The sequence below is a fragment of the Marivirga tractuosa DSM 4126 genome, assembly GCF_000183425.1.
Lineage (GTDB): Bacteria > Bacteroidota > Bacteroidia > Cytophagales > Cyclobacteriaceae > Marivirga > Marivirga tractuosa.
Genome location: NC_014759.1, coordinates 988037 through 1012734, shown reverse-complemented (window position 1 = coordinate 1012734; position 24698 = coordinate 988037). Strand labels below are relative to the sequence as shown.

General features: G+C 34.9%; 14 protein-coding genes. 5 read left to right on the top strand and 9 right to left on the bottom strand.

Annotation, left to right across the window (positions count from 1 at the left end):
- Positions 1-100 precede the first annotated feature (100 nt).
- The gene (gene fahA / locus FTRAC_RS04130; protein ID WP_013452973.1) at positions 101-1375 is read right to left on the bottom strand and encodes a fumarylacetoacetase; all 1275 of its coding nucleotides are present in this window, start codon (positions 1373-1375) and stop codon (positions 101-103) included.
- A gap of 363 nt (positions 1376-1738) precedes the next feature.
- Positions 1739-3901 (bottom strand): S9 family peptidase, encoded by a 2163-nt coding sequence (locus FTRAC_RS04125; RefSeq protein WP_013452972.1) that lies wholly within the window; start codon positions 3899-3901, stop codon positions 1739-1741.
- Positions 3902-4234: 333 nt separating this feature from the next.
- Between FTRAC_RS04125 and ligA the strand changes: the two genes are divergently transcribed.
- The 4 genes from ligA to FTRAC_RS04105 all read left to right on the top strand — a co-directional run bounded on the left by ligA (position 4235) and on the right by FTRAC_RS04105 (position 8826).
- Positions 4235-6250, top strand: coding sequence for an NAD-dependent DNA ligase LigA (ligA, locus tag FTRAC_RS04120; protein ID WP_013452971.1), 2016 nt, complete (start codon positions 4235-4237; stop codon positions 6248-6250).
- 4 nt (positions 6251-6254) lie between these two features.
- Positions 6255-6785 carry a DUF6913 domain-containing protein gene (locus FTRAC_RS04115; RefSeq protein ID WP_013452970.1) on the top strand — a complete coding sequence of 177 codons (531 nt, stop codon included), beginning with the start codon at positions 6255-6257 and terminating at the stop codon, positions 6783-6785.
- A complete protein-coding gene (dapA, locus tag FTRAC_RS04110; protein WP_013452969.1) occupies positions 6757-7659 on the top strand; it encodes a 4-hydroxy-tetrahydrodipicolinate synthase in 903 nt (300 codons plus the stop codon). Before FTRAC_RS04115 ends, dapA begins: the two co-directional genes overlap by 29 nt.
- 114 nt (positions 7660-7773) lie before the next feature.
- Entirely contained in the window at positions 7774-8826 is a 1053-nt protein-coding gene (locus tag FTRAC_RS04105) for a serine hydrolase domain-containing protein (protein ID WP_013452968.1), read from the top strand.
- Here FTRAC_RS04105 and FTRAC_RS19155 read toward each other — a convergent pair whose 3' ends face one another.
- From FTRAC_RS19155 to FTRAC_RS04085, 3 genes are all read right to left on the bottom strand, one after another.
- On the bottom strand, positions 8827-10866 hold the full coding sequence (locus FTRAC_RS19155) for an OmpA family protein (protein ID WP_013452967.1): 2040 nt from the start codon (positions 10864-10866) through the stop codon (positions 8827-8829).
- 93 nt (positions 10867-10959) lie between these two features.
- Positions 10960-12723: a UvrD-helicase domain-containing protein gene (locus tag FTRAC_RS04090; RefSeq protein ID WP_013452966.1), complete on the bottom strand. Its 1764-nt coding sequence runs from the start codon at positions 12721-12723 to the stop codon at positions 10960-10962.
- 74 nt (positions 12724-12797) lie between these two features.
- Complete coding sequence (locus FTRAC_RS04085; RefSeq protein ID WP_013452965.1) at positions 12798-16898, bottom strand: hypothetical protein; 4101 nt, start codon at positions 16896-16898, stop codon at positions 12798-12800.
- Positions 16899-17159: 261 nt separating this feature from the next.
- Between FTRAC_RS04085 and FTRAC_RS19150 the strand changes: the two genes are divergently transcribed.
- Positions 17160-18743, top strand: coding sequence for a BspA family leucine-rich repeat surface protein (locus tag FTRAC_RS19150; protein WP_013452964.1), 1584 nt, complete (start codon positions 17160-17162; stop codon positions 18741-18743).
- 75 nt (positions 18744-18818) lie between these two features.
- On the opposite strand, the gene FTRAC_RS04075 is transcribed toward FTRAC_RS19150, so the two are convergent.
- From FTRAC_RS04075 to lon, 4 genes are all read right to left on the bottom strand, one after another.
- On the bottom strand, positions 18819-19547 hold the full coding sequence (locus tag FTRAC_RS04075; RefSeq protein ID WP_013452963.1) for an SDR family NAD(P)-dependent oxidoreductase: 729 nt from the start codon (positions 19545-19547) through the stop codon (positions 18819-18821).
- Between the two features lie 126 nt (positions 19548-19673).
- On the bottom strand, positions 19674-21062 hold the full coding sequence (gene hslU, locus FTRAC_RS04070; RefSeq protein WP_013452962.1) for an ATP-dependent protease ATPase subunit HslU: 1389 nt from the start codon (positions 21060-21062) through the stop codon (positions 19674-19676).
- Positions 21059-22108 carry a type IX secretion system protein PorQ gene (gene porQ / locus FTRAC_RS04065; RefSeq protein WP_013452961.1) on the bottom strand — a complete coding sequence of 350 codons (1050 nt, stop codon included), beginning with the start codon at positions 22106-22108 and terminating at the stop codon, positions 21059-21061. Before porQ ends, hslU begins: the two co-directional genes overlap by 4 nt.
- Positions 22105-24600 (bottom strand): endopeptidase La, encoded by a 2496-nt coding sequence (gene lon / locus FTRAC_RS04060; RefSeq protein WP_013452960.1) that lies wholly within the window; start codon positions 24598-24600, stop codon positions 22105-22107. The genes porQ and lon overlap by 4 nt, the downstream gene beginning before the upstream one ends.
- Positions 24601-24698 lie beyond the last annotated feature (98 nt).

Below are 24698 nucleotides of genomic sequence, written 5' to 3'. Positions count from 1 at the left end.
TTCATTGCGTCTTGGCACCTTCGCGGTTAACCCAAAGCCTGAGGCTTTTCTCTGTTTTCTTAGTGTAAGTCTCCGTGCAACTTTGTGGTTAAACTGGCTGTTATTTAGTTGGTAGAAGCTCAGTTATCACCTCACCGAAACCTATTCTAACCCCGTCTTTTTCACCATGACCACGCATAATGACCGTATCATGGTCATTGATAAATTTTCTTTCAGTTCCATCTGGCATTTGGATAGGTTTTGTTCCTTTCCAACTTAATTCCAACATGGAGCCATAAGCAGAAGGATCATTTCCACTGATGGTGCCAGAAGCATAAACATCTCCTGTATTGATGTTACAACCATTGACAGTTTGATGGGCTAATTGCTGTATCACATTCCAATACATATACTTGAAATTAGAATTGGTCACTACCTTTTCTTCTGAATCTTTTGGTTGGATTCCGACTTGTAAATCAATGTCAAAATGGTAATCACCAGCGAATTTCAAATAAGGTAATACTTCGGGTTCTTGCTTTGGACCAGGGATTCTGAAAGGTTCTAAAGCTTCCATGGTTACAATCCAAGGCGACATCGAGGAACCAAAATTCTTGGCTAAGAATGGGCCTAAGGGGACATATTCCCATTTTTGAATATCTCTGGCAGACCAATCATTAAATAAAGTGAAACCGAAGATGTGATTTTCAGCTTCTTTGGTCGGGATGGCATCTCCTAAGGTATTTCCACCACAAGTGATGAACGCCATCTCCAATTCGAAATCCACCAGTTTAGCTGGACCAAAATCAGGTTTCTTGGCATCAGGTGCAATAGTTTGACCTTTTGGACGATGCAAGGGTGTTCCTGATATTACAATAGAAGAAGCCCTTCCGTGATAACCTACGGGAATATGTTTCCAATTAGGCAATAAGGCATTATCAGGATCACGGAACATGGTGCCCACATTTGTAGCATGTGATTCAGAAGAGTAAAAATCAGTATAATCGCCTATGCGGATAGGCAAGTGCATAGTAGCTTTATCCATAGGAACTAAGGCCTTTTCTTTCAACTGATCATTACCTTGCAATTCTTGATTATCTGCTTGTAAAAGTTCAGATATACGTTCTCTTACCGGTACGGTAACTTCCTTCCCTAAATCCATGAAATCGTTTAACACTGGACGGTCAAAGATTCTTTCAGGTAGTTCAAGCTCCTTAAACAATTTGCCGGATTGTACTTCAGTTAAATCCAATATGTAATCTCCTATAGCAACTCCTGCTCTTGGCGATTTCTTGCTGGTTGAAAAAATACCATATGGAAGGTTTTGAATAGGGAAATCTGAGTTTTGAGGTACTTCTACCCAGCTTTTTAATCCTGGATCGTTAGCTTTATAAGTCATATCAAAAAGTCGTTTTAGTAGTCTTAAATTTTGAAATGCTAATATCTGAAAATTTGTTGAAAGGGGAAAAGGGGAGGTTGTTAGAAGTTAGGAGTAGGAAGCTCGAAGTATGTTCAATGAGCACTTAGGTCAGTACCGCAGGTCAGACCGGAAGTAGAAGTATATGGAAATTAAATTGAAATATATTTTTGAAATGATTTTTGGCTAGGTGAGTCATTAACCAGTTCATAAGATTTTTAGGATAAATTTAGAAACAAGGTTGAAATATATTGATATACTGTTCTAGAGTAGATTGGTTTGAGATTTTGTTTTCTCTACTTGGTATGGAAAAGAAAAGCCCGATGAAAATCGGGCTTTTCAGTTTTATAAATTTTCTAACCACCATTTGGTCATCATCCTGAATAAGTGAGGTCTTGCGCCTTGTTCGCCTATGCAGTGTGTCCTATCTGGATAGTAGAACAAGTCAAATTGTTTCCCTGCTTCAAGTAAAGCATCGGAATAAACAATGGAATGCTGAACATGCACATTATCATCACCCGTTCCATGAACTACCAGATATGGGTCTTCTAATTTTTCGATTTTGCTTAATGGTGAATTATCATCATAGCCGTCAGCATTATCTTGTGGTAAGCCCATATAGCGTTCAGTATAAATCGTGTCATAATATCGCCAGTTGGAAACCATAGCTACTGAAACTGCAGCATTGAAAACATCTGCGCCATCTAAAATAGCATTTCCAGCCATATAACCACCGTATGACCAACCCCAAATTCCGATTCTTTCAGCATCCACATAATCTAAATCGCCTAAATATTTGGCAGTTTCAATCATATCGAGGGTTTCGTATTTACCTAATTTACCGTAAGTCATTTTCTTAAATGCTTCTCCTCTTCCGCCAGTTCCTCTTGGGTCAACCACTGCTACAATATAGCCTTTTTGAGTCATCATTTGATGCCAATTGAACTGACTACCACCCCAACTATTTTGCACTTGCTGGCTTCCAGGACCACTATATTGATAAACAATCACAGGATATTCTTTGGACTCATCAAAGTCTGCAGGTTTTAAGAAATAGCCATTTAAACTCACATTTTCAGAAGTCTCAAATTGGAAGTATTCTTTATCTACAAATCCGAATTTTTCAGTGATGGATTTATATCTTTTATTATCCTTTAAAGTAGCCAATTTTTCATTGCCTTTGGTTTGGTGCAAGCTTACTTGGTTTGGAGTAGTTGGGTTGCTATAATATTTCAGATAATACTGGAAATCATTACTCATATTGATACGAGTTATTCCCGTTTCTTCACCTAACAATTTTTTATTTTTCCCATTCATTCCGATCGAATAAAAAGTGCGGTCTAGAGGTGAATTTTCAGTACTGATATAATAGATTTTGCTGTCTTTTTGGTCAATGCCCACCATGCTTACTACTTCCCATTCACCTTTCGTGATTTGTCTGACTAATTTACCGTCCAAAGTGTAAAGGTAAAGGTGCTTGTAGCCATCTTGTTCACTTGATTGAATGAAGTATTTACCATCATTGGTATAAGTCAAATCATCACAATAATTCAGCGCTACATATGTATCTGATTCCTCTTTTAAAACCACTTTGCTTTCACCGGTAGTGGCATTAGCATGTAAAATTTCCAGAATATTCTGTCTTCTGTTCATTCTGATAATGCTCAATAGATTGGAATCTTTTGTCCATTGAACACGAGGGATGTATTGATCTTTTTCCTCGCCAATATCCATTTTTTTTGTGTCTTCAGACGCTAAATCGTAAACTGAAATCCAGACATGAGAATTTTCTTCTCCCGCTTTTGGGTATTTGTAAACATAGTTCTCAGGATACAGCTGTCCGTCATTCCATTTCTGTAATGTGTATTCTTTCACATGGCTTTCATCCATAGTGTAATATGCCAATTTTTTGCTGTTAGGTGACCAATAGAAAGTTCTGGTGACATAAAACTCTTCTTCATAAACCCAATCCGAACCTCCATTAATATTTTCATTGATTTTTCCATCTGAAGTAACTTGAGTTGTCCTGCCAGATTGCAAATCAAAAATGTAGATATTGTTTTCAAATACATAAGCTACTTTTTGGGCATCAGGTGAGAAAGTAGCGAACATTTGAGGATCATCAGATAGTGGTTTTAAACTTTCATCTTCTAAATTATAAACATAATACTGAGCCGTGAACGATCGTCTATAGATATAATTTACATCAGTCGCCAATAAAAGTTTTTGCTCATCCTTACTGAAAGAATAGCTTTTAATGTCTAGTACAGGATCTAGTTTATCTCCATCTACTAATGTCTCTACAACCTTCCCGTTTTCTACATCAATTTTCTGGACTTTATTGTCATCCAGAGCAGAATAATACTTTCCGTCATTCATCCAATTTACATTGTAAACCGATTCTTGTCTGAAAGTGCCTTTTTCATAAATATCGGAAACGGTAATTTCTTTTTGAGCAAAAACAATGCTCGTACTTAGAAAAATAAGTATAAATAATAGGTTTTTCATATTTTAGAAATTGATTTAAAATCAAAAATAGTAAGCTTTTTGCAAATGAAAAGGATGAAATGGATTTAAAGGGGAGTGGAGGGGTTGAGTGGTAGTTCAAGTGTGGAGGTTTTTAGGTGTTGGAGTGTTTAGGTGTTGAAGTTAATTTTAACTATCTATTTTAGTTGGAAATTAGAAGCTCGAAATAAGAAGTTTTTTTGAATGTTTGCTTTGCTGTATGCTTTAATTTATTCTAGATACCAGATACTTAATACTCGATACATAATTTTCATCTTTTTTAGCCAAACAAATAGGCAAATCATTAGATTTGTGATTTAAGCCTTTAAGCGAAAAATGGAAAAGAAAGCAGCCGAACAAAAGATTCAGGAGTTAAGTGAAAAGCTTCATTATTATAACTATAAATACTATCAGGAAAGTGTTTCTGAAATTTCTGATTATGAGTTTGATATGATGTTAAAGGAGCTCATCGAATTGGAGGAGAAGTTTCCTGATTTGAAAACTTCCGATTCTCCAAGCCAGCGAGTAGGAGGTGATATCACCAAAAATTTCGAAACGGTAGAGCATAAAATTCCAATGCTTTCATTAGGTAATACATACTCCAAAGAGGAATTGGATGATTTTGACGGTAGGGTAAAAAGAGGTTTAGGTGAAGAAAGTTATGAGTATTTTTGTGAATTGAAATTTGATGGTGTAGCTATAAGTTTGCATTATGAAAACGGTAAATTAATTCGAGGAGTAACCCGTGGAGATGGAAGTAAAGGAGATGATATTACCAATAATGCCAAAACCATCCGAACTATTCCCCTGAAAGTGAGAGGTGAGCAATTCCCTGAGTATTTTGAAGCTCGTGGAGAAGTCTTTTTACCCCGCGAAGCTTTCAATGAAATCAATAGAGAAAGAGAAGAAAATGGAGAAGCCTTATTGGCAAACCCAAGAAATGCGGCTTCCGGAACCTTGAAAATGCAGGATTCTGGAGTTGTTGCCAAAAGGAAATTGGATTGCTTTTTATATTCTTATGCTGGTGAAGATTTGCCTATAGATTCCCATGAAGAAGGCATTAAGCAATTGGAGAAATTTGGCTTTAATGTCTCTCAGACCTATAAAAAATGCAAAAATATAAATGAAGTATTCAATTTCATTAATGAATGGGAAGAAAAAAGACATTCATTGCCAGTGGATACGGATGGAATCGTCATAAAAGTCAATAGTCTGGGACAACAGGAACAATTAGGATTCACTGCTAAAAGTCCACGCTGGGCAATTGCTTACAAATACAAAGCAGAAAGTTCTACAACAATTTTAAAGGAGATTACTTATCAGGTAGGAAGAACAGGAGCAGTAACTCCTGTTGCCAATCTGGAACCCGTTTCTTTGGCTGGAACAACCGTAAAAAGAGCTTCTCTTCATAACGCCAATGAAATTGCTCGACTGGATTTAAGAGTTGGGGATACTGTGCATGTTGAAAAAGGCGGAGAAATTATTCCGAAAATCACCGGAGTGGATTTGACCAAAAGAGATTTAGGAAGTAATGAAGTTGAATATATTCAGGAATGCCCAGAATGTGGAACTGAATTGGTAAGAGCTGAAGGAGAAGCGGTTCATTATTGTCCTAATAAAAAGGGCTGTCCACCACAAATCAAAGGCTCAATCGAACATTATATTCAGCGAAAAGCTGCTGATATTGATTCTATGGGCGAGCGCACTATTCATTTATTGTATGAAAAAGGATTGGTTAAGAATGTAGCTGATCTTTATGATTTGAAATATGAGGATGTTTTTGAATTAGAAGGCTTTAAGGATTTAAGTACCCAAAACCTACTAAAGGGAATTGAGGAATCTAAGCAAATCCCATTTGAGAATATACTGTTTGGACTAGGCATTCGCTTTGTTGGGAAAACCGTGGCCGAAAAACTTGGAGCTCATTTCAAAAATATTGACAATTTAGCGAAGGCTTCCTTTGATGAATTGATAGAAGTTCCTGAAATTGGCGAGCGAATTGCGCAAAGTGTTGTAGAATACTTTCATGATGAAGATAATATTAAACTAATTGAACGTTTGAAATCGGCTGGATTGCAATTTGAAATTCAGGAAACTGTGATTGAGCAAAAAGGTAATGTATTGGAAAATAAGTCTTTGGTGGTCTCAGGCGTATTTGAACACTACGGTAGAGACGAAATCAAAGAAGTGATTAAGCAATATGGCGGCAAAGTAGTTTCGGCTATTTCAGGAAAAGTAGATATATTAGTGGCTGGAGAGAATATGGGGCCTGCTAAACTACAAAAAGCTGAAAAATTGGGAGTCAAGATTATCGATGAAGTTGAATTTCGTAGCCTGATAAAAGAAAACTAAAGCAGTGATTAAACATAAGATTTTATCATATAAAGTAAGAAGAGGACAGAAGAAAATTGATTTTTTACATCAGGCTTATCCTTACAATAAGCTTAAGAAGGTAGGGGTTATTTTTTCCTTCGATGATTTGAAAAAGCACGAGGCGGTCAAAAAATTTATTAAAACCCTAAAAGCTGATGGGATTGAGGTAGTTACCCTTGCCTATAAACCCAAAGACACACAAAATTTTGAATTCTATTTTGACTTTTTTGAAGATAAGGATATTGGGTTTTTTGGTAAGATTGAAAATCCGTATTTCATCAGTTTTTTGAACCAGAAACTGGAATATTTATTTTGTTTAGATGATACCCTAAATTTGTACATGCAATATTTGTTAGTGCATTCAAAAAGCGATGCAAGAATCGGAGCCTATCAACCAACGGAAGCAGAAGCCTCATTTTTTGAATTGATGATAAAGCCTAAAGAAAGTGGAGATACCAATATTTTAACAGAAGAGATTATTCATTATGTCAGAAAAATTTCAGGAAATAACTAAGAAATTTACGGGAGTGGGGCCCGCATTAATAACCCCATTCAAAGAAGATTTAACAGTAGATAGGGAAGCTTTAGAAAAGCTATTGGTCCATACTGCCAAAGGGGCGGATTACTTTGTAGTACAAGGAACTACAGGTGAATCAGCCACTACCACCTTAAAAGAAAAACAAGAGATTTTAGCGCTGGTAAAAACGCATAATCCTAAAAAATTACCGATTGTTTTTGGCGCTGGAGGGAATAACACACAAGCTGTAATAGATCTTCTGGGAGAGATTGACCTTTCAGGAGTTGATGCGATTTTATCAGCATCTCCTCACTATAACAAACCTTCTCAGGAGGGCATTTACAAACATTTTGTGAAAATAGCGGATGCTTCACCAGTTCCTGTGATTTTATATAATGTTCCAGGAAGAACTGCTTCCAATATAAAAGCTGAAACTACTTTAAGATTGGCTCATCATGAAAATATCATTGGTATAAAAGAAGCATCAGGTGATTTAGGGCAATGTATGGAAATTATGGCCAACAAGCCTGAGGAATTCTTATTGATATCAGGTGATGATTTGTTGACCAATTCTATGATTACTTTGGGAGCTGTAGGTGTCATTTCTGTCATGGCCAATCCTTTTCCAAAAGTATTTTCTGATATGGTGAACAATGCTCTAAAAGGTGATTTTTCTAAGTCAAATGAAAGCTTGTTTAAATTGTTAGCTGTCAATCCTTTAATGTATGAAGAAAGCAATCCTGTAGGAGCAAAAGAAGCTTTGCGGCAGCAAGGAATTTGTGAAAATTATGTTAGGATGCCTTTATTGCCCGCTACTGAAGGATTATCGAATCGAATAGGAAGTAAAATCAAAGAATATAATTTAGCTTAAGAGCTGATTTATAGAAATTTATTAAAAAGGGAAGATTTCTTCCCTTTTTTTATGCAACCTATTTAAATGGAACAGCATCTACATTTCAGATTTATACATTTAATTTTTTAAACTTTGAAAAAACTCATATTATTTTTTATAGTTATCGCTACTATCTCTTGTAGTACTAAGAAGCAAGAATTAGAACAAGTTTCTGTTGAAAATAGTGGTTTGGATTCCAATAAGCTTGATAGCTTAAATGCATTTTTAAGGTCTGCTGGTTCTTCATCTTTAATGATCCTTATAGATGGTAAAATAGCACATCGATACGGTGATGTTACGAAAAAGCATACGGTCCATTCTATTAGGAAGTCATTAATTAATAGCTTGTACGGAATTGCGATTGAAGATGGATTAATAGATACTACTGCAACACTTGAGGATTTAGGAATTGATGATATTGATGGCTTAACGAAGAAAGAAAGGCAAGCAACTATTGCCGATCTTTTAAAGTCTCGTTCTGGTGTTTATCATGCTTCGGGAGCTGTTTCAAAAGGGATGTTGCGTGATATGCCAGAGAGAGGACAGTACGCACCAGGAGAGCATTTTTACTATAATAATTGGGATTTCAATGTATTGGGTTACATTTTAGAACAAGCTACAAATAAATCAGTTTATCAACTTTTTGAAGAGAAGATTGCTTTACCAATTGGAATGCAAGATTATGAGGGGGAATTTACCGAAATAGATGGGGAAAACCCTGAAGCTAAAATTCCGCAGACAGATGGCTTTTATCAGAAAGAAGCATTAATATCTAAGTATCCAGCTTATCATTTTCGCCTTTCGTCAAGAGATATGGCTCGATATGGTCAGCTATATTTGCAGAAGGGTAAATGGAATGGTAAAGAAATAATACCTGAAACATGGATCGAAATCAGCACTAAACCCCATAGCATAACTAATTCAAAATATGGAATTGCTTATGGAATGCTGTGGTACGTTCTATATCCGAACGAAAACAGGGCTACTAAATCTTTTTACCATACTGGTACTGGTGTTCACATGCTAGGAGTTTATCCTAGTAAGAATATGGTCTTGATTCACAGGGTAGATACTGAAAAGCACTATAAATTTCATCAGGGAAATTTTTATCAAATGATTTCAAAGGTATTTAGCAGTTTTAAGTAGTTATTTTGCAACTATTGTGAATTCCACTCTTCTATTTTCAGCTCTGCCTTCGTCTGTATTATTGCTGCTTATCGGTGCAGTTTCCCCTAATCCTTTGAAGGTCATTCTGTTTTGTGCTATTCCTTTTTCAAGCAGGTATTCCATTACTGCTTGAGCTCTTCCTTCACTTAAGATAAGATTATAATCATCACTTCCTTTACTATCAGTGTGCCCTATAATCTCGATTTTAATTCCTGGGTTTTGGCTCATAAGATCTGTCAGTCGATCTAACTCCGGAAATGAAGCTTCTTTTAGAGTTGTTTTGTCAAAATTGAAATAGATATTATCAATAATAACAGTTTTCCCAACCTCTATTGGAGCCATTAGTAGCTGTTTGTTATATTGAGTAAAATCTTGATTATCTGCAATTAAGATATCCTCTTCTAGATTAAGATAATTAATTTTCTTTCCTCTGATAATAAGTTCGCCAGCTTTGGGTATCGTGACTTCAAAGGTTCCATCACTATTGCTTTCGGTTTTTAGAAGGACAGTATCTTGCATTTCAAATATCAATTCAGCTGCTAAAGCTTTTTGTGATTTCTCATCTAATACTATACCGGAAATGACATAGGGCTTAAAAGCTTTGTTAAGTTCATAATCTTTTCGGATTTCGTATTCATAAGTTCCTTGAGGAACATTGACTATGAATTTTTCCTGAATATCTTGATAATCTTGAGACACAATTTCAATTTGATATTCACCTCCGCCTTCTAAAGTCAAGTCATAACCTCCATCTTCAAATCTAGTTTTGCTTGAATCCTTGAAATCAATTTTTTTTACATACACTGCTGCATTAACAGCTTGCATTGTTTTAGCATCTGTGACTAATCCAACCAGATTCACTTTGGTTTTTATAGGGCTCAATAGAAAATTTTTATGAATAATAGTATCTTCCATAATCGAACTTAAATCTAAAGCTTCATTTAACTGTTCGTAGCCAATTTTTGCTGCTATAAAATTGAAGAGCTTGTTCTTATAGGTTATGAATTGATAATTTCCATCAGAATCTACCTCGTAATTTATGGGTTTACCCTCCCTAGGTTGTGCAGTTAAGTAAAGAGATAGTGGTTTTTTACTGTTTGAATCTAATACTTTTCCTTTAATGGTGATTTTCGCTTTAGGAATTAAACCATATATATTCATATTACTACCATCTGGGGATACATAGGTTCTAGTAGTAAATGCGTTATTTCCAGTTTCATCCACTGAAAAATAGGAGTCAAAACCATCAGTATTTATAGGGGAACCAATGTTTTCAGGCTCGCTCCACTTGAGCCAACTGTCATCTAATCGTTTGACTTTCCAAACATCCGCATCTCCCAAAGTTCCTTCACGATTGCTGGCAAAATACATGACTTGATCATTTTCTGCTAAATAAGGCCCAAATTCATCTTTATATGTGCTTAATGATTCTATCATGATAGGTTTACTGTAAGAACCATCGCTCTGTCGTTTACTTAAATACAGGTCACTAAAAGGCTTTTTGGATCTCTCATTCATATAAATGATTATAGCACTTCGATCTTGACTGATTGTGGCTCCTGAAAATATTCCTTTGTTCATCTCTTCATATCCTTCTATTTCTAGTTCATCAGGTCGGTTCCATCCATTTCCATCTTTAGTAACTATAGAAAAACCTTTTTTTCTTTTATTACTACCACCTCTGATAAAAAGTGAATTTCCTCCATCAAGTATTGTGAATACTTGATTAAATTGTCTTTTATTAAATGGAGATCCCATGTGGATGGCCGTTCCCCATGCGCCATCGGCTTGCTTATCAGAATACCAGATGTCTTGAGAATTTTCCCTTCCTTCATTGTTCTCTGGGTGGTTTGAGATGGTAAAGTATAATCTTTGATTATCTGGAGTAACTAGAGGAGCACTTTCATGGTATCTTGAATTTACCTCTTTGTTTAATTTTACCAATTGATATAAAACTTCCTCATTTTGACCAAATACAAAAAATGGAATAAGAAATAGAAATAGAAATAGCTTTTTCATCTTTAAAAATTTACCCTAAAGATTATTAAAAAGAAGAATAATAGCTATTCATCGACAAATAATATCTATTGGTCTGTAATATTTTGATGCATTTTACAAATCTTCAAAAGCATATAGCTTTTGAATTCTTGCCCTGATGGCACCTTTTGTTCTTCCGAAATGATTGGCTAGATCTTTAATGCTTAATCCTTCATCAAACATGAATTTTAATTCTCTATCCAATTCATCATTCCATGGAGCATAGGCTGATTTATGCTTTTTTCTGATCGCTTCTATGTCATAAGCTTTTTCCTCAAACTTGTTTAACTGTAAATCTTTTATTGAATCTTCACTTTCTCTTTCCTTTCGTTTTAATAAGACAATTTGCTCATTTTCACCCCAATTTTCTGGAAGCAATTCATTTTCTATGTAAAGTTTATTTTGAGTTCTAGTTATGGCTACATACAGTAGATTGATTTCTTCATTGAGCTTTTGTTTTATAAGGTCAGGTAAGTCTTTTTGCTGTGCTACTTTTTTTAATTTTTCTTCCGTTAAGAAATCGTTGACTAGCTGGACAGAATCATATTCCATTCCTTTACATCGATGGACGGTAGAGAAAATAATATGAGCTTTTTCTCGATCTTCATTTTCTACATGTTTTTCTTTAAGTTGCTTGATATAGTTAGGGATTTCATTGCCGTATTCTCTTACCAATTCAACCATCATGCCTAATTGCATATCTTCAGTTTTGTCGATATACTCTTCCAAATCTTCTAGAGAACTCATCTTTTTAATCAATGGGTCTCGTATAAATTTTCTTTTACCGTTGTAAAGATTCAATACATCATAAAGTGAAGTACCATCATCAGCATAAGTATAGGAGTTAATATTGCCTTCAAAATAGATTCCATCTAAATTTTTCTTTTCGGATATGTAATCAATGGCTTTAGTTAAAAGTCCCAGATTGGTGCGTGCTAAAACTGCTTTTTGTTCTCCTTTTGAAGGTTTACCTTCCCCCTTTATTTGGAATTTCAATTCGGGTTGAAGATGCTTTTTTCTATCGACAATGGCTTGAGCCAGCAGGGCAATTTTATCATTAAACCTAAAGCTTCTCGATAAATTGAAAGATTTGAAATTCACCATTTCAAGCGAATTTACGGCATATCGCCAAGAATAAATTTGCTGATGTGTATCTCCCACGATTACTTTTACAGCGTTTTGATTGAGAAATACATCTAGCATAGCAGGGGAGGCATCTTGTCCCTCATCAAACAGGATGTAATCGTAATTAAGCTGAGGGTTTTGAAGTTGAAATTTTTTCAAGTAAAAATCATGAGTGATGGCAATTTCCCCTGTGTTCATTTTAGCCAAAAACTCACGGGTTTTCTTTTTGATATAGGAATAATTACCCTTTACAAAAGCTACGGCTTTTTTGTCGGAAATAGAGTCGGCATAGTTTAACTCTTCTACCTTTAAAGCACTGCTATTGCAGAAATATGAAGTGAATTTATTCACATGATTAGCCATGATCATTTCTGCTAAGGGTTCACTTGTAATTTGAATATCTAAGATATCAGCCAACTCATGGTTTTTGTATCCATTACTGTTGATCTCTAAGTTGTTTCGAATTACTATATGTTTAAAAGCTAGGGAATGAGCCGTTTGTACATCAACATTAAAAAGCTTCTTAGATTTAAATTTTTTTGTAGCTTCAAGTTTTACAGATTTATTAAAAGCCAGATAGAGAATTCTGCTGTTTTTGGGTCTGCTTTCAGCATAAGCAATCAATGTAGTGGTTTTTCCTGAGCCTGCAACTGCATTGATTTTGATATTTCCATCTGATTCAATGATGGACGATTGTTCTTTGGTTAATTGCATTGGTTGATAATTTTGAATCCAAGTTAATAAGGATTTCAAAAAAGTTAAAACTTGGGAAGAAAATGATCGATGCTTCAGTCTTCAATCTCCTCAACTACATCTTTATTTTCCTTGTAGTAGGCTTTGGCTTCTTCTTTACTTTTGTTGATTCCGATGCTACTAACCGCGCCACTTAGCAACGACTTAGCCCAGAAATTGAAAATAGACCTACTTTTTATACGTTCAAAAAATATGTTTCCTTCTTGTAATTTGAACCATCTAGGGTTTTTAGAGCTCACTACAAAGCTATTGGCAAAGATTGTTTTTAAGTTATTTCCGAAACCTTTGGATTGATAGGTTTCCCTATCCAAAATATCGATTTTTAGATTATTATACCGAAATTCCATTGAACCTTCAGCATAATTATCATTGCCCTTAAAATTGATGTTTACTTCCTCATTGTGCCCTGATCGTACTTCAATGGCTCCTAATGGTATAAGCATTTCATTTAATGCAGTGAGGTCTAAATCACCTACCTTACCCATAAAATGAAATTCGCTATTCTCGGAAGGACTTGGGAAATCAACCTTAGTTGAAAAATTTGCTTTTTCATTCAGTTTTCCTTTTGCTTGCAGCACCATGGATTTATTATCATTAAAATGATGTGTTCGCATATTAAAAAGGTATCCGGTATCAATATTTAGCGTCATGGTTCCAATTCCAGAAGCTTCCTTAGGTATTATATGAATATGGATGTCGGAATTCACAAAAACGGTATCTACACTAAAAGCAAAATCGAGCTTAGACAATAATTCTTGAGGCATCAACACTTTTTTGTCATCATCATGTGGCACATTCAAGTCACGAAAAACTGTAAAATCACCATCTTTTAATTCTAATTTATCTATGATGAATCTTTCTTTTGTAAAAATACTATCAAGATCGATTCTTTTTATCGTCAGTGCAGCGATATCAAGTTTAAACCAATCGTTTTGAAAATCTATGTAATTACTATATTCAAACCTATCATATTTTGATCTCATTTTAATGTTATTGGCTTCAAACTTGGATTCAGGATAGCGGAAAGTGTAATCGTCTGCTGTAACGGTATAGTGTTTTCCGAAATTTTCCCTATAGTTTTTTCCGCTGAATACTAATGAATTGACATGACGATGAATCTCTTTAGGACTTAAGGTAGAATCAAGCGTGAGACCGTTAATCTTTAAATCTGCATTCCTTACGAAATAATTTCTTTTCTTTTCTTCGTAAAAGAGCTTAATATTAATGTCATTAGATTGCAATTTCTGAATTTTTAAAGATTGAAAAGGCATCTCAATTCTTTGAGGTATTTTTTTATTTCCTTCTTCCTTTATTTTTAGACTAATTGAGGTTGAGGCACTATTAAGCTCATGAATATTTATTTCATTATTTTTGATATAGCTTTTCATCTCAGCATTCTTCATTTGTATACCACCAATTGTCAGCGAAGTTGTGCGATCGGCTCCGATAAATGAAAATTTCTCTAGCTGACTAGAACTTGTAAAGCCATTATAAGACAAATTTTCGAGTGAAATAGTGTCATTCTCGGACGAGTAGAAATCAAAGCGTTCATTTTCCAAGGTGAAATTATCAACAAATTGTAAGGCTTGTTTATCATTTTTTGGGAAACTTAAATTACGGACGGATACTTTAGTATTTGAAGTTCTAATTTGCCTTCTTCTGTTTTCATTACCTACCAAAATAATACTTGATCCTACTAAGTCAATCTTAGCATTTTTAACATTGAAACTGTATTCACTTTTAGAGTCACTCTTAAAGCCAAAATACTTGCTTACATCACTCAAACCTTTGTAATTAAGTTGTGTGATGCGGCTCAACATACTGTCCGCTTCAAAACTTTTGTTTTTAATTAAAGCATCTTTATTGACGCCTATAAACTTAATTTCTGGTACTTGAATAGCGATTGATACACTATCATTTAGCTTGTAGGGTTTTACTTGGAGATTTGTAAGGGTTATTTGAGATTGATTTTTAGGCAGCTCTATTTCGGCAAGGAGCAACTGATGCTTGAGTTTATCATCTTCTAGTCTTAAGTCTTTGGCCACTATCTGAAAGAGTTTCAATTCATTATTATAGTTCAATTCCAGATCAAATTCTTCTATTTGTACATTTCTAAATTTATCTAATTGATACTTCAGGTTTCCTTGTTGGAGAAAAAGATTGATAGGCTTTGCAGGAAATTCCCATTGATTTTGTTCTTTCGATTGTTGCTTTAAATCTGTGTAGCTCAAATTTATCATTGGCTTAAAAAGTGCTATACTATCTATAGCAATTTTTTTTCTGTTCAGAATGCTGTCAAGCTGAAGACCTTTAATGCTTAGATAATCAACTTTGACTTGTTCGCTTATATTATTATAGATATAATTAAAATCACTTACAGCTAGGGAATGCAAGTTGTTTTCCGAATGAAAAGTGCTAACCGTCAATTGTCCGTTTTTCAATTTATATAGTAATTCTTGCCCGTTGATTAGTGTGCTGTCTGCAATGGTGTGCCACGAAGTAAAACTTGAATCAATTTTTAAAAAATGTGATTGTATGTTCAGTGATTTACCAGTGAGTATTGAGCCGACTTTTACATCAGTATTGAGCACTGAAAAGTTTTGAAGTTTTATTTCATTGAAGTAGTTACCCACAATTTCAGATAATTTTTGAGGGCTAACCATAGCTCTTGACTCGCTTGATTTTTTTAGATAGGGAGGTGTGATGGTAATACTTGAGTTTCTTAAAACAAGAGATTTTAAGTTGATTCGATCGTTATCGTAAATATCTCTATGAGCAATACCTTCCATTTCCAGCAAAGGCAAATTAAGATTAAATTGTATTAAAGAACTGTCCTCTAAATTTCGTGATGGTTTTATTTCTAGATTTTGTACCAATAGTGTAGAATCTAAGGTATTGAAATTTAGTTTCTTAAATTTGATAGTGTGCAGATTGTCTGGTAGTAAATAATCGTAGTCATTGATTTCAACTGAGGCATGTTGAAAATAATGAATTATATTTTGAATGTCACGTTGAGTTGAATCCAATTCAATATTGAATAGATCAATGCTGATATTGTCAGATAAAAATCTTTGCTGGTTATCGCCCTTAAGTGTCAAGTTCAAACCTCCTTCATGAATTTTAAAATCCTTTATTTTTATTAAGTCGAAAAGTGCCAATAGAGAAGCTCCTATACTATTTTCTGCTTGTTCAGTATTTTGCTTATTTGATTTTAATACTGATTGTATTTTAATTCTTGGTTTAGGGATATTCACTTGGTTTACCACCAAAAAATTATCCTCATAAGCCTTAAGGTAATTTATTCCCTTTAGTTCTAAGGTTGGCACATCAATATCGTATACATTTTGGTTTTCCTTCTGGAATACGCTATTTGCGTCAATATCATCTCTTGCTTTGATTTTAAAGTTTTTGAAATTAAGGATAGAATCTTTAGTTGATAATTCAAAGCCGTCAAAACTTAATTCATGAATGCTGTCTGGCAATAAAATGGATTGTTGGTTGACTCCAAGATTTATAGCTTCAGAGTAAAATATTTTTTTTCTTTTTGTTCTCTCAGATACTTCAAAGTTTTCAACTTCAAAATCAATGGCTTTTAATCTGAAATTACTAGGAGAGTGATCAACAGTTCCACTTCTTACTTTTAGATAGTTAATTTGCAGTAGCTCCAAATATTGAGAAATAACATCATAAAGCTCACCTGTTTCACGACCAAATTTCAATGGTTTCTTTTCAGGATTAATTTTGGTCATATACAATAATGGGTCAATGACCTCAATTCCATCAACTACTAATTCTTTGTCTGTATAGATCCTTATTACAGACTCTAAAGAGATGTTAACCTCTCCAACTTTTGCTTCATAAATATTTTTTGCATTGATGGTATCCTCACGGTTTTCTGGTGTGGCGTATAATTCGATATTTCGAATAGATACAGATTTCCTGAGAATATTTAAATCAATTTCTTCAAAATTTAATTGGTATAGTCCTTTACTTTCTTTGGTGATTAATTCTTGTAAATATTCTCCTGAAATTCGATTCCCTGCCTTTCTTAACTGATCATTTACGATATAACCAACGGCAAAAATAAAAATGGCAAAGCCGATAGTGCGGTATATTCTTTTTCTATTTCGGTTCATATAATATCTAAAAGCTTAAGATAAGGCATTCTGTCTAAATAAATGGAAGCAAATAATTATTCTTGTAAAAAAATTCCTGCTGATATAAAATTTCAAGTATATTTTAATAAATGGTTCTTTTTAAAGGATATTATTTGCATGATTAAAATTTGTAGCTCTTGAATTAAAATTCAAGAAATTTTATAAATCTTCAAATTGCACTTAGTTTAGCAATCAATTTATTTATTTAAGTATAATCTAATCCTTACAATGTGATTAACTATGGGGTATAATTTGTTGAAAAAGCTTTACTTCTTAATATTTCTATTTATTGTAAATACTAGTTTGTTAGCACAAAATCCATTTGTTACTACATGGAAAACTACCATGGATAATGAAAGCATAGTTATTCCCACTGGTGGTGGCGGAGTTGATTATACAGTTGCCTGGGGGGATGGTAATACTGATTCAAATTTAAGTGGTGATGCAACTCATGAATATGATACAGCTGGTATATACACAGTAAGTATATCAGGTGATTTTAATAGGATATATTTTTTTTCACATGACGACCGTGAGAAAATACAAAGCATTGAGCATTGGGGAGATATTCAATGGTCAACCATGAGACGGGCATTTGATGGTTGTAGTAACCTTACTTATGCCGCAACTGATGCTCCAGACCTATCAAATGTAACGGATATGAGTTATATGTTTGCAAATTCGGATTTATTCGATGGAGACTTAAGTAATTGGGATGTTAGTAATGTCACCAATATGCAAGGCATGTTTTCTTATTATTCTTCACATGGCAATAATTTTAACGGGGATTTATCAACATGGGACGTTAGTAATGTAACTAATATGCGAGAAATGTTTTCGTTTGCTACATCATTTAACAGTGATATCAGTAACTGGGATGTTAGCTCGGTGACCACAATGATATCCATGTTTCAAGGGGTTTTATCATTTGAGGCTGATATAGGAAATTGGGATGTAAGTAGTGTTACTAATATGACATCGATGTTTTCATATGCGAAATTTTTTAATGTTGATATAAGTAATTGGGAGGTTAGCAATGTAACCAGTATGAATAATATGTTTTATAGAACTGAATTCTTTGATGGTGATTTAAGTAAATGGGACATAGGAAGTGTTATAAATATGGATTACATGTTCTCTGAAGCTAAGGGTCTATCGCGAAAAAATTATGATGGAGCCTTAATGGCCTGGTCAGCATTACCATCATTACAAGATAATGTCAATTTGGGAGCCAGTAATGTGAAGTACTGTGAAAGTGAAAATGCACGAAGTATTTTAATTAATAATTATGGTTGGTCTATATATGGGGACAGCAAAGATTGCAGCCAAACTATCAAATTTGAAGCGCTGGGAATTAAAACATATGGCGATGAAGACTTCACGTTAAATGCTATTGCAAATTCGGGTCTACCAGTCTATTTTTCAATCGTAAATCAAAACATAGCATCGGTCAACGGAGATACTGTGAGTTTAATTAGCGCTGGAACAACGGATGTTATTGCTAGTCAGCCAGGTAATGAATATTATGAATCTGCTGAAAGCATTAGAAGAAAATTGGTGGTGCTGGATGGGGAAATTACAGCATTAAATGACTTAAAATCTTCTAAAATGAAATTATATCCCAATCCTACTCAAGATGTCGTTTATCTCCATACTCTACATTCCGAGAAGAGCGTCACTGTTTTCAATGACGAAGGAAAAGTAATATCTACATATATTGTACCGAATGGATCAGTGGAAATTAATCTGAAAAATAAGCCTTCAGGTGTTTATTATATTAGGTTGGATGATGAAAGGGATGTTTTCAAAATTCTTAAAAACTAGAAATAGTAACTTATCAACGTGGTTATAAAATGTATTATCTGTATTAAAGTAAGGCAAGTGCCTCTCCTTTTTGTGTCAAACATCCCTCACATCCAAAATTACATCAGGATACCTTTCTAAATTATCAATAAAGTGAAAGTATTTTTCAGCTACTTCTTGCTCGCTGCTCAGTTGGTTTTCGGCTTTTAGGTTTTTGAATTTCTCTACTCCACTGAAGGACTTTTTATCCGTGCTACGGATTTGAGTTTGCATTTCTGTATCCACAACACCTGGGGCAATGGCTTTTATGATAAACCCATTACCATCCATTTCAGCTTCTTTAGCTGCTACTTTTGAAGCCATATCCAAAGCCGCTTTTGAAGCGCAGTAACCAGACCATCCATCCACTGCATTTTTGCCTGCTCCTGAACTTATATTAATGATGATTTTTTCTCCTGCAAAATCTTTAAAATCCTTCATAAACTGATTCATCAATAGGATAGGGGCACTAACATTCAAATCAAACAAATTGGGGATGCTATCATTTTCAATATTTCCTAAATGTCCGATATCGCCCAAAGTTCCGGCATTATTGATGAGAACAATTTTCTCATAGTGTGCAGCTTTTGAAAACAATTGAGGAGACTCTCTTAGAAGATTGGGGATATTAGCTAAGTCAAAAGTCAGAGCTTCGTAATTTTCATGCTCAATTGAATGGGTTCTGTTAATTCCCCACACCTTAGCACCTGTTTCTAGTGCTTTTACAGCTAATCCTTTTCCTATGCCTTTGCTTGCTCCGGTAATGATGAATAATGATTTTGTCATGGTTTAAATTTGAATTTTATCTATTTAATCGAATGAGAAAATTATAAGTTTTATGAATTTGCAACTAAAACAAAAGCCCGAAATCTTAACGAAAATTTCGGGCTTAAATTTATAGTTAATTATAGATTAAAGTATATACTGACTCAAATCTTTATCTTTTACCAATCCATCTAGTTTTTCGCCTACCATTTGTTTGGTAATAACCACTTTGGCATTAGGACCGATTTTATCAGGAATATCAAATAATAATTCATTCAGCAATTTGCTCATCACAGTTTGTAGTCTTCTGGCTCCGATGTTTTCTACTTCCGAATTGACTTGATAAGCAATTTCAGCTAATTCCTCCAGCGCATCATCATCAAATTGTAAATCTACTTCCTCAGCTTTTAGTAATGCAGTATACTGCTTGGTAAGTGCATTTTTAGGCTCCTTCAAGATTCTTAAGAAATCTGCTTTAGTTAAGCTGTCCAGTTCCACTCTGATTGGAAAACGACCCTGCAATTCAGGAATTAAATCAGATGGCTTGCTTACATGGAAAGCACCTGCTGCCACGAAAAGAATGTGGTCAGTATGAATTATACCATATTTGGTATTTACTGCACTTCCTTCTACAATGGGCAATAAATCTCTTTGCACTCCTTCACGGCTTACATCTCCACCGCTTGAATTGCCACTGCCTTTTGCAATTTTATCGATCTCATCAATAAAGATCATGCCTGTGTTTTCTGCTTTTTTGATGGCTTCTTCTTTCACTTCATCCATGTCGATAAGTTTTGAAACCTCTTCATCAATTAAGATTTTTCTAGCTTCTTCAATGGTGACCTTACGTTTCTTATTTTTCTTAGGCATCATATTACTCAACATGTCCTGCAGGTTAATCATGGAAGCTTCATCCATCATTCCTCCACCTACCATGCCCATACCATTGTTGGCTGGCGTTTTCACATTGATATCAATCTTACGATCTTCCAATTCTCCATTACGCAATTTCTCTCTGAATCGCTCACGGGTCTTTTGGTTTAATTCATAATCATTGTCAGGCACCTGATTGTCAGCAGTTGTGCTTACTGGGCGTTGGTTAGTCGATTTCATAGGTGGGATTAAGGCATCCAAAATGATATCTTCCACAGCTTGAGAAGCCTTCTCTTTTACTTCTTCCTTTTTGGCAGCTTTAACCAAGTTCACAGATTGTTCAACCAAATCACGCACCATGCTTTCCACATCACGCCCTACATATCCCACTTCAGTAAATTTAGAAGCTTCCACTTTCGTGAATGGTGCATCCGCTATTTTAGCTAATCGTCTTGCAATTTCAGTTTTACCAACACCAGTTGCCCCAATCATTAGAATATTATTGGGCACTATTTCACCTTGGATGTCCATTGGTGTATTCATACGCCTCCATCTATTTCTCAAGGCAATAGCTACATTTCGTTTAGCGTCATTTTGTCCTATTATATATTTATCGAGTTCTGCAACGATCTCTTTCGGTGTTAAAAATAAATTATTGTTCATGATTTCTTCTTTACAAATTCTTTCAAATTACTTCCCAAGGTTATAAAATGGGCAAACCCGCCCGCCTGGTAAATGGCATTTGAATATGCTAAATTAAATTTCTTTGTTTGGAAATATACTCCAAATGTAAAACCACCTGCTCCGCCAACTTGTTCCGCTCTTAAGGATTGTCTAAGTAGATGATTATAGCCGGCTCTTAAATTCACATTTTTCCCTAGTATAACTTCGGTTCCAATGGTGAAATGGTGAAATATTTTGTCAAAAGTAGTGGGTGGATTATTGTTCACATCCGTAAAGACCACATTATCATCATTACTCAGCAAACTTTCATCAAAATAACTTAAATCATATTGATAGAGACGGTTCAGTGTCAGAGAGAAACGGAATGGCATGAATTCAGGTTTATAAGTTCCACCCAATTGTACATCAAATGGTAAATCCCTGTCTTCTGCTGCAAATTTTGAGGTGAAAAAGCCCAAATTTTTTATTACCAAGCCTAGACTTAGGGTTTTGTCTGGATGAACAAAAACACCTCCTAAGTCAGTCAAAACAGCAGTTTGATTAAAGCCACTTATTTGGTTCCCAACAAACTTTAAACTTGCTCCATAACGAAATACTCCATCTTCTCTGGAATGACTAATTTGTATGGCATAGTCGGAAGCACTAAAATCTTCTGTCGTACTTCCAGTATTGTCAAATCCTTCAAATTGCCCATAATGAAAATAGCTTAAGCCAAAACTGAAAATGCCTAGCTTTTCAAAATCTTGAGCATAAGTGATTTTACTGTTGTAAATATCTGCGTAATAGGGATTTAGGCTAAATGAAATATTTCCATCCATCCCAGAATCTAACAAAGCAGGATTTTGCCAAACCATATTGACGTCTCCTGCATTTGAACTTACATTCACAGTTCCTAAACCTGCTACTCTAGCATGATTGGGTATTTCTAGAAATTCAAAGGCACGCAAGCCACCTATTTGACCAAAAGCTGCTGCAATTGTCAAACAGAAGATAAACAGGCTTGCTATGACCTTTTGCCAAATCATATAATAGTTGCGGATACTGTTTTTTTATTGTCATCCTCAGGAATTACAAAATCAATTGGGTTTTTGATTTTTTCCTTTAAAAGCGCAATCTCTAAGACCTCATCCACTTGATCTACAAAATGAATATTTAAACCTTTAATGTAGCGTGAATCGATTTCATCTATATCTTTCTTATTACGCTGACATAGTATCACATCTTTTATTCCTGCTCTTCTTGCAGCTAATATTTTTTCTTTTAATCCACCAATTGGTAATACTTTACCTCTTAAAGTAATTTCACCCGTCATGGCTAATCTAGATTTCACTTTTCTTTGAGTGAAAATCGAGGCCAAAGAAGTAATCATGGCTATACCTGCTGAAGGTCCATCTTTAGGAACTGCTCCTGCCGGTACGTGAATATGTAAATCATAATGATCAAAAACCTTATGATGAATTCCCAATTCCTCAGCATGAGAACGTAAATAGGAGAGGGCTGTCATAGCAGATTCTTTCATTACATCTCCTAGCTGACCAGAAAGTGTTAGCTTACCCTTTCCTCTACTTAAGCTTGATTCTATAAATAAGATTTCACCGCCAACGGACGTCCAAGCCAATCCGGTCACTAAGCCAGCAGTTTCATTGTCTTGGTAGATTTCTTTCTCGAATGCTTCCGCTCCTAATATTCTGATTACATCCTCAATCTCAATTTTGCTATTGAACTCTTCTTCCATAGCAATAGATTTAGCGATGTTTCTTACGACTTTCCCGATTGTTCTTTCCAATCCTCTAACGCCTGATTCGCGAGTGTAGTCCTCAATAATCTTGGCAATTGCTTTTCTGCTGAATGTAACATCCTTTGCTTTTAAGCCATGCTCTTTTTTCTGCTTTGGAATTAAATGCTTTTTAGCGATTTCCACTTTTTCTTCTAGAGTGTAACCTGTAACCTCAATAATTTCCATTCTATCTCTCAATGCAGGATGAATAGTATCCAAAGAGTTGGCAGTGGCAATGAATAATACATTAGATAGATCGTATTCTACCTCCAGATAATTATCTTGAAACGTCTCATTTTGCTCAGGATCTAAAACTTCTAATAAAGCAGAAGAAGGATCTCCTCTAAAATCAGAGTTTACCTTATCTATTTCATCCAAAATATAGACAGGATTTGATTTACCTGCTTTTTTCATATTCTGAACAATTTTCCCTGGCATTGCGCCTACATATGTTTTTCTATGCCCACGGATCTCTGCTTCGTCATGAACACCGCCTAATGACATACGGACATACTTTCTACCTAAAGCATCAGAAATGGATTTACCCAGAGAGGTTTTACCTACACCGGGAGGTCCGTAAAGACATAAAATGGGAGCTTTCATATCCTGCTTAAGCTTCAATACCGCCAGATATTCTATAATTCTTTCCTTTACTTTTTCTAAACCGTAATGATCACGATCCAATATTTTTTTAGCTCTTTTTAAGTCGAAATTATCCTTGGTAAGTTCTCTCCAAGGTAATTCTAGAAGTAATTCCACATAATTCATTGCAACAGGGTATTCTGCTGCTTGCGGATTGATCCGGGATAGCTTATCGATTTCTTTGTCGAAATGTTTTTGAACATTCTCGGGCCAGTTTTTTTCCTGAGCTTTAAGTCTTAAGTTATCCAATTCTTGGTCGGGACTATCCTGTCCTAACTCATCTTGCAAAACTCTGATCTGTTGCCTTAGAAAATAGTCTCTTTGCTGCTGGTCAATATCAGTATGAACCTTTTTATGGATTTCATTCTTTAATTCCAACATTTGAATGTCTTTCAACATAAATTCCAATAGCAAAGTCGCCCGTTCTTTAGCATTGGTTTTTTCCAATAATTTTTGTTTATCGGCAACTTCAGAATTGATGTTGGAAGAAAGAAAATGTGTTAAGAAATTCGGGTTTTCTATGTTATCAAGTGCCACTTGAGCCTCCTGAGGAATTTCAGGATTTAATTTCAGGATTTTACTTGCAGCATCCTTTAGAGACTGTATAACAGCTTTATTCGATTTTAATTTTGGGTCAAGTTCTTCGTCATCTAGTTCTTGATATGTAGAAACCAAAAAGGGATCTTCCTGAACAATCTCTTTTACTTCAAATTTCTGTTTCCCTTGAATGATGATAGTTGTATTACCATCTGGAAGGACTATCATTTTCAAAATACGAGCAACGGTACCGATACTGTAGATATCATCTTTACCTGGATCCTCTACTTTGCTATTTGATTGTGCAACCACGCCAATAATTCTATCGCCCTTGTATGCTTTCTTAACCAATTTAATTGATTTCTGACGTCCGACAGTAATAGGAATTACTACGCCAGGGAAAAGAACAGTATTTCTAATGGGTAAGATGGGAAGTTCATCAGGTAGTTCTTCCTCGCGCATGCTGTTTTCTTCGTCTGTTGATATGAGCTGTATCAGCTCACCTGTCTCGTCATCATTTATATCTGAAAAAACTTGTTGATGCTTAAATATTGAATCCATATATATTTTTAATATTTCAGCCAATTTGGCATTTGAAATCTCATTTTTATCCCATAAAATTGGGTGCTAGCCTAATTCAATTGTTATGCCAATAAAAT

What these genes read in the sequence shown, in the direction of transcription:
- fahA (WP_013452973.1), bottom strand. Translation starts at nt 1,375, where the DNA reads ATGACTTATAAAGCTAACGATCCAGGATTAAAAAGCTGGGTAGAAGTA.
- FTRAC_RS04125 (WP_013452972.1), bottom strand. Translation starts at nt 3,901, where the DNA reads ATGAAAAACCTATTATTTATACTTATTTTTCTAAGTACGAGCATTGTT.
- ligA (WP_013452971.1), top strand. Translation starts at nt 4,235, where the DNA reads ATGGAAAAGAAAGCAGCCGAACAAAAGATTCAGGAGTTAAGTGAAAAG.
- dapA (WP_013452969.1), top strand. Translation starts at nt 6,757, where the DNA reads ATGTCAGAAAAATTTCAGGAAATAACTAAGAAATTTACGGGAGTGGGG.
- FTRAC_RS19155 (WP_013452967.1), bottom strand. Translation starts at nt 10,866, where the DNA reads ATGAAAAAGCTATTTCTATTTCTATTTCTTATTCCATTTTTTGTATTT.
- FTRAC_RS04090 (WP_013452966.1), bottom strand. Translation starts at nt 12,723, where the DNA reads ATGCAATTAACCAAAGAACAATCGTCCATCATTGAATCAGATGGAAAT.
- FTRAC_RS04085 (WP_013452965.1), bottom strand. Translation starts at nt 16,898, where the DNA reads ATGAACCGAAATAGAAAAAGAATATACCGCACTATCGGCTTTGCCATT.
- FTRAC_RS19150 (WP_013452964.1), top strand. Translation starts at nt 17,160, where the DNA reads ATGGGGTATAATTTGTTGAAAAAGCTTTACTTCTTAATATTTCTATTT.
- FTRAC_RS04075 (WP_013452963.1), bottom strand. Translation starts at nt 19,547, where the DNA reads ATGACAAAATCATTATTCATCATTACCGGAGCAAGCAAAGGCATAGGA.
- hslU (WP_013452962.1), bottom strand. Translation starts at nt 21,062, where the DNA reads ATGAACAATAATTTATTTTTAACACCGAAAGAGATCGTTGCAGAACTC.
- porQ (WP_013452961.1), bottom strand. Translation starts at nt 22,108, where the DNA reads ATGATTTGGCAAAAGGTCATAGCAAGCCTGTTTATCTTCTGTTTGACA.
- lon (WP_013452960.1), bottom strand. Translation starts at nt 24,600, where the DNA reads ATGGATTCAATATTTAAGCATCAACAAGTTTTTTCAGATATAAATGAT.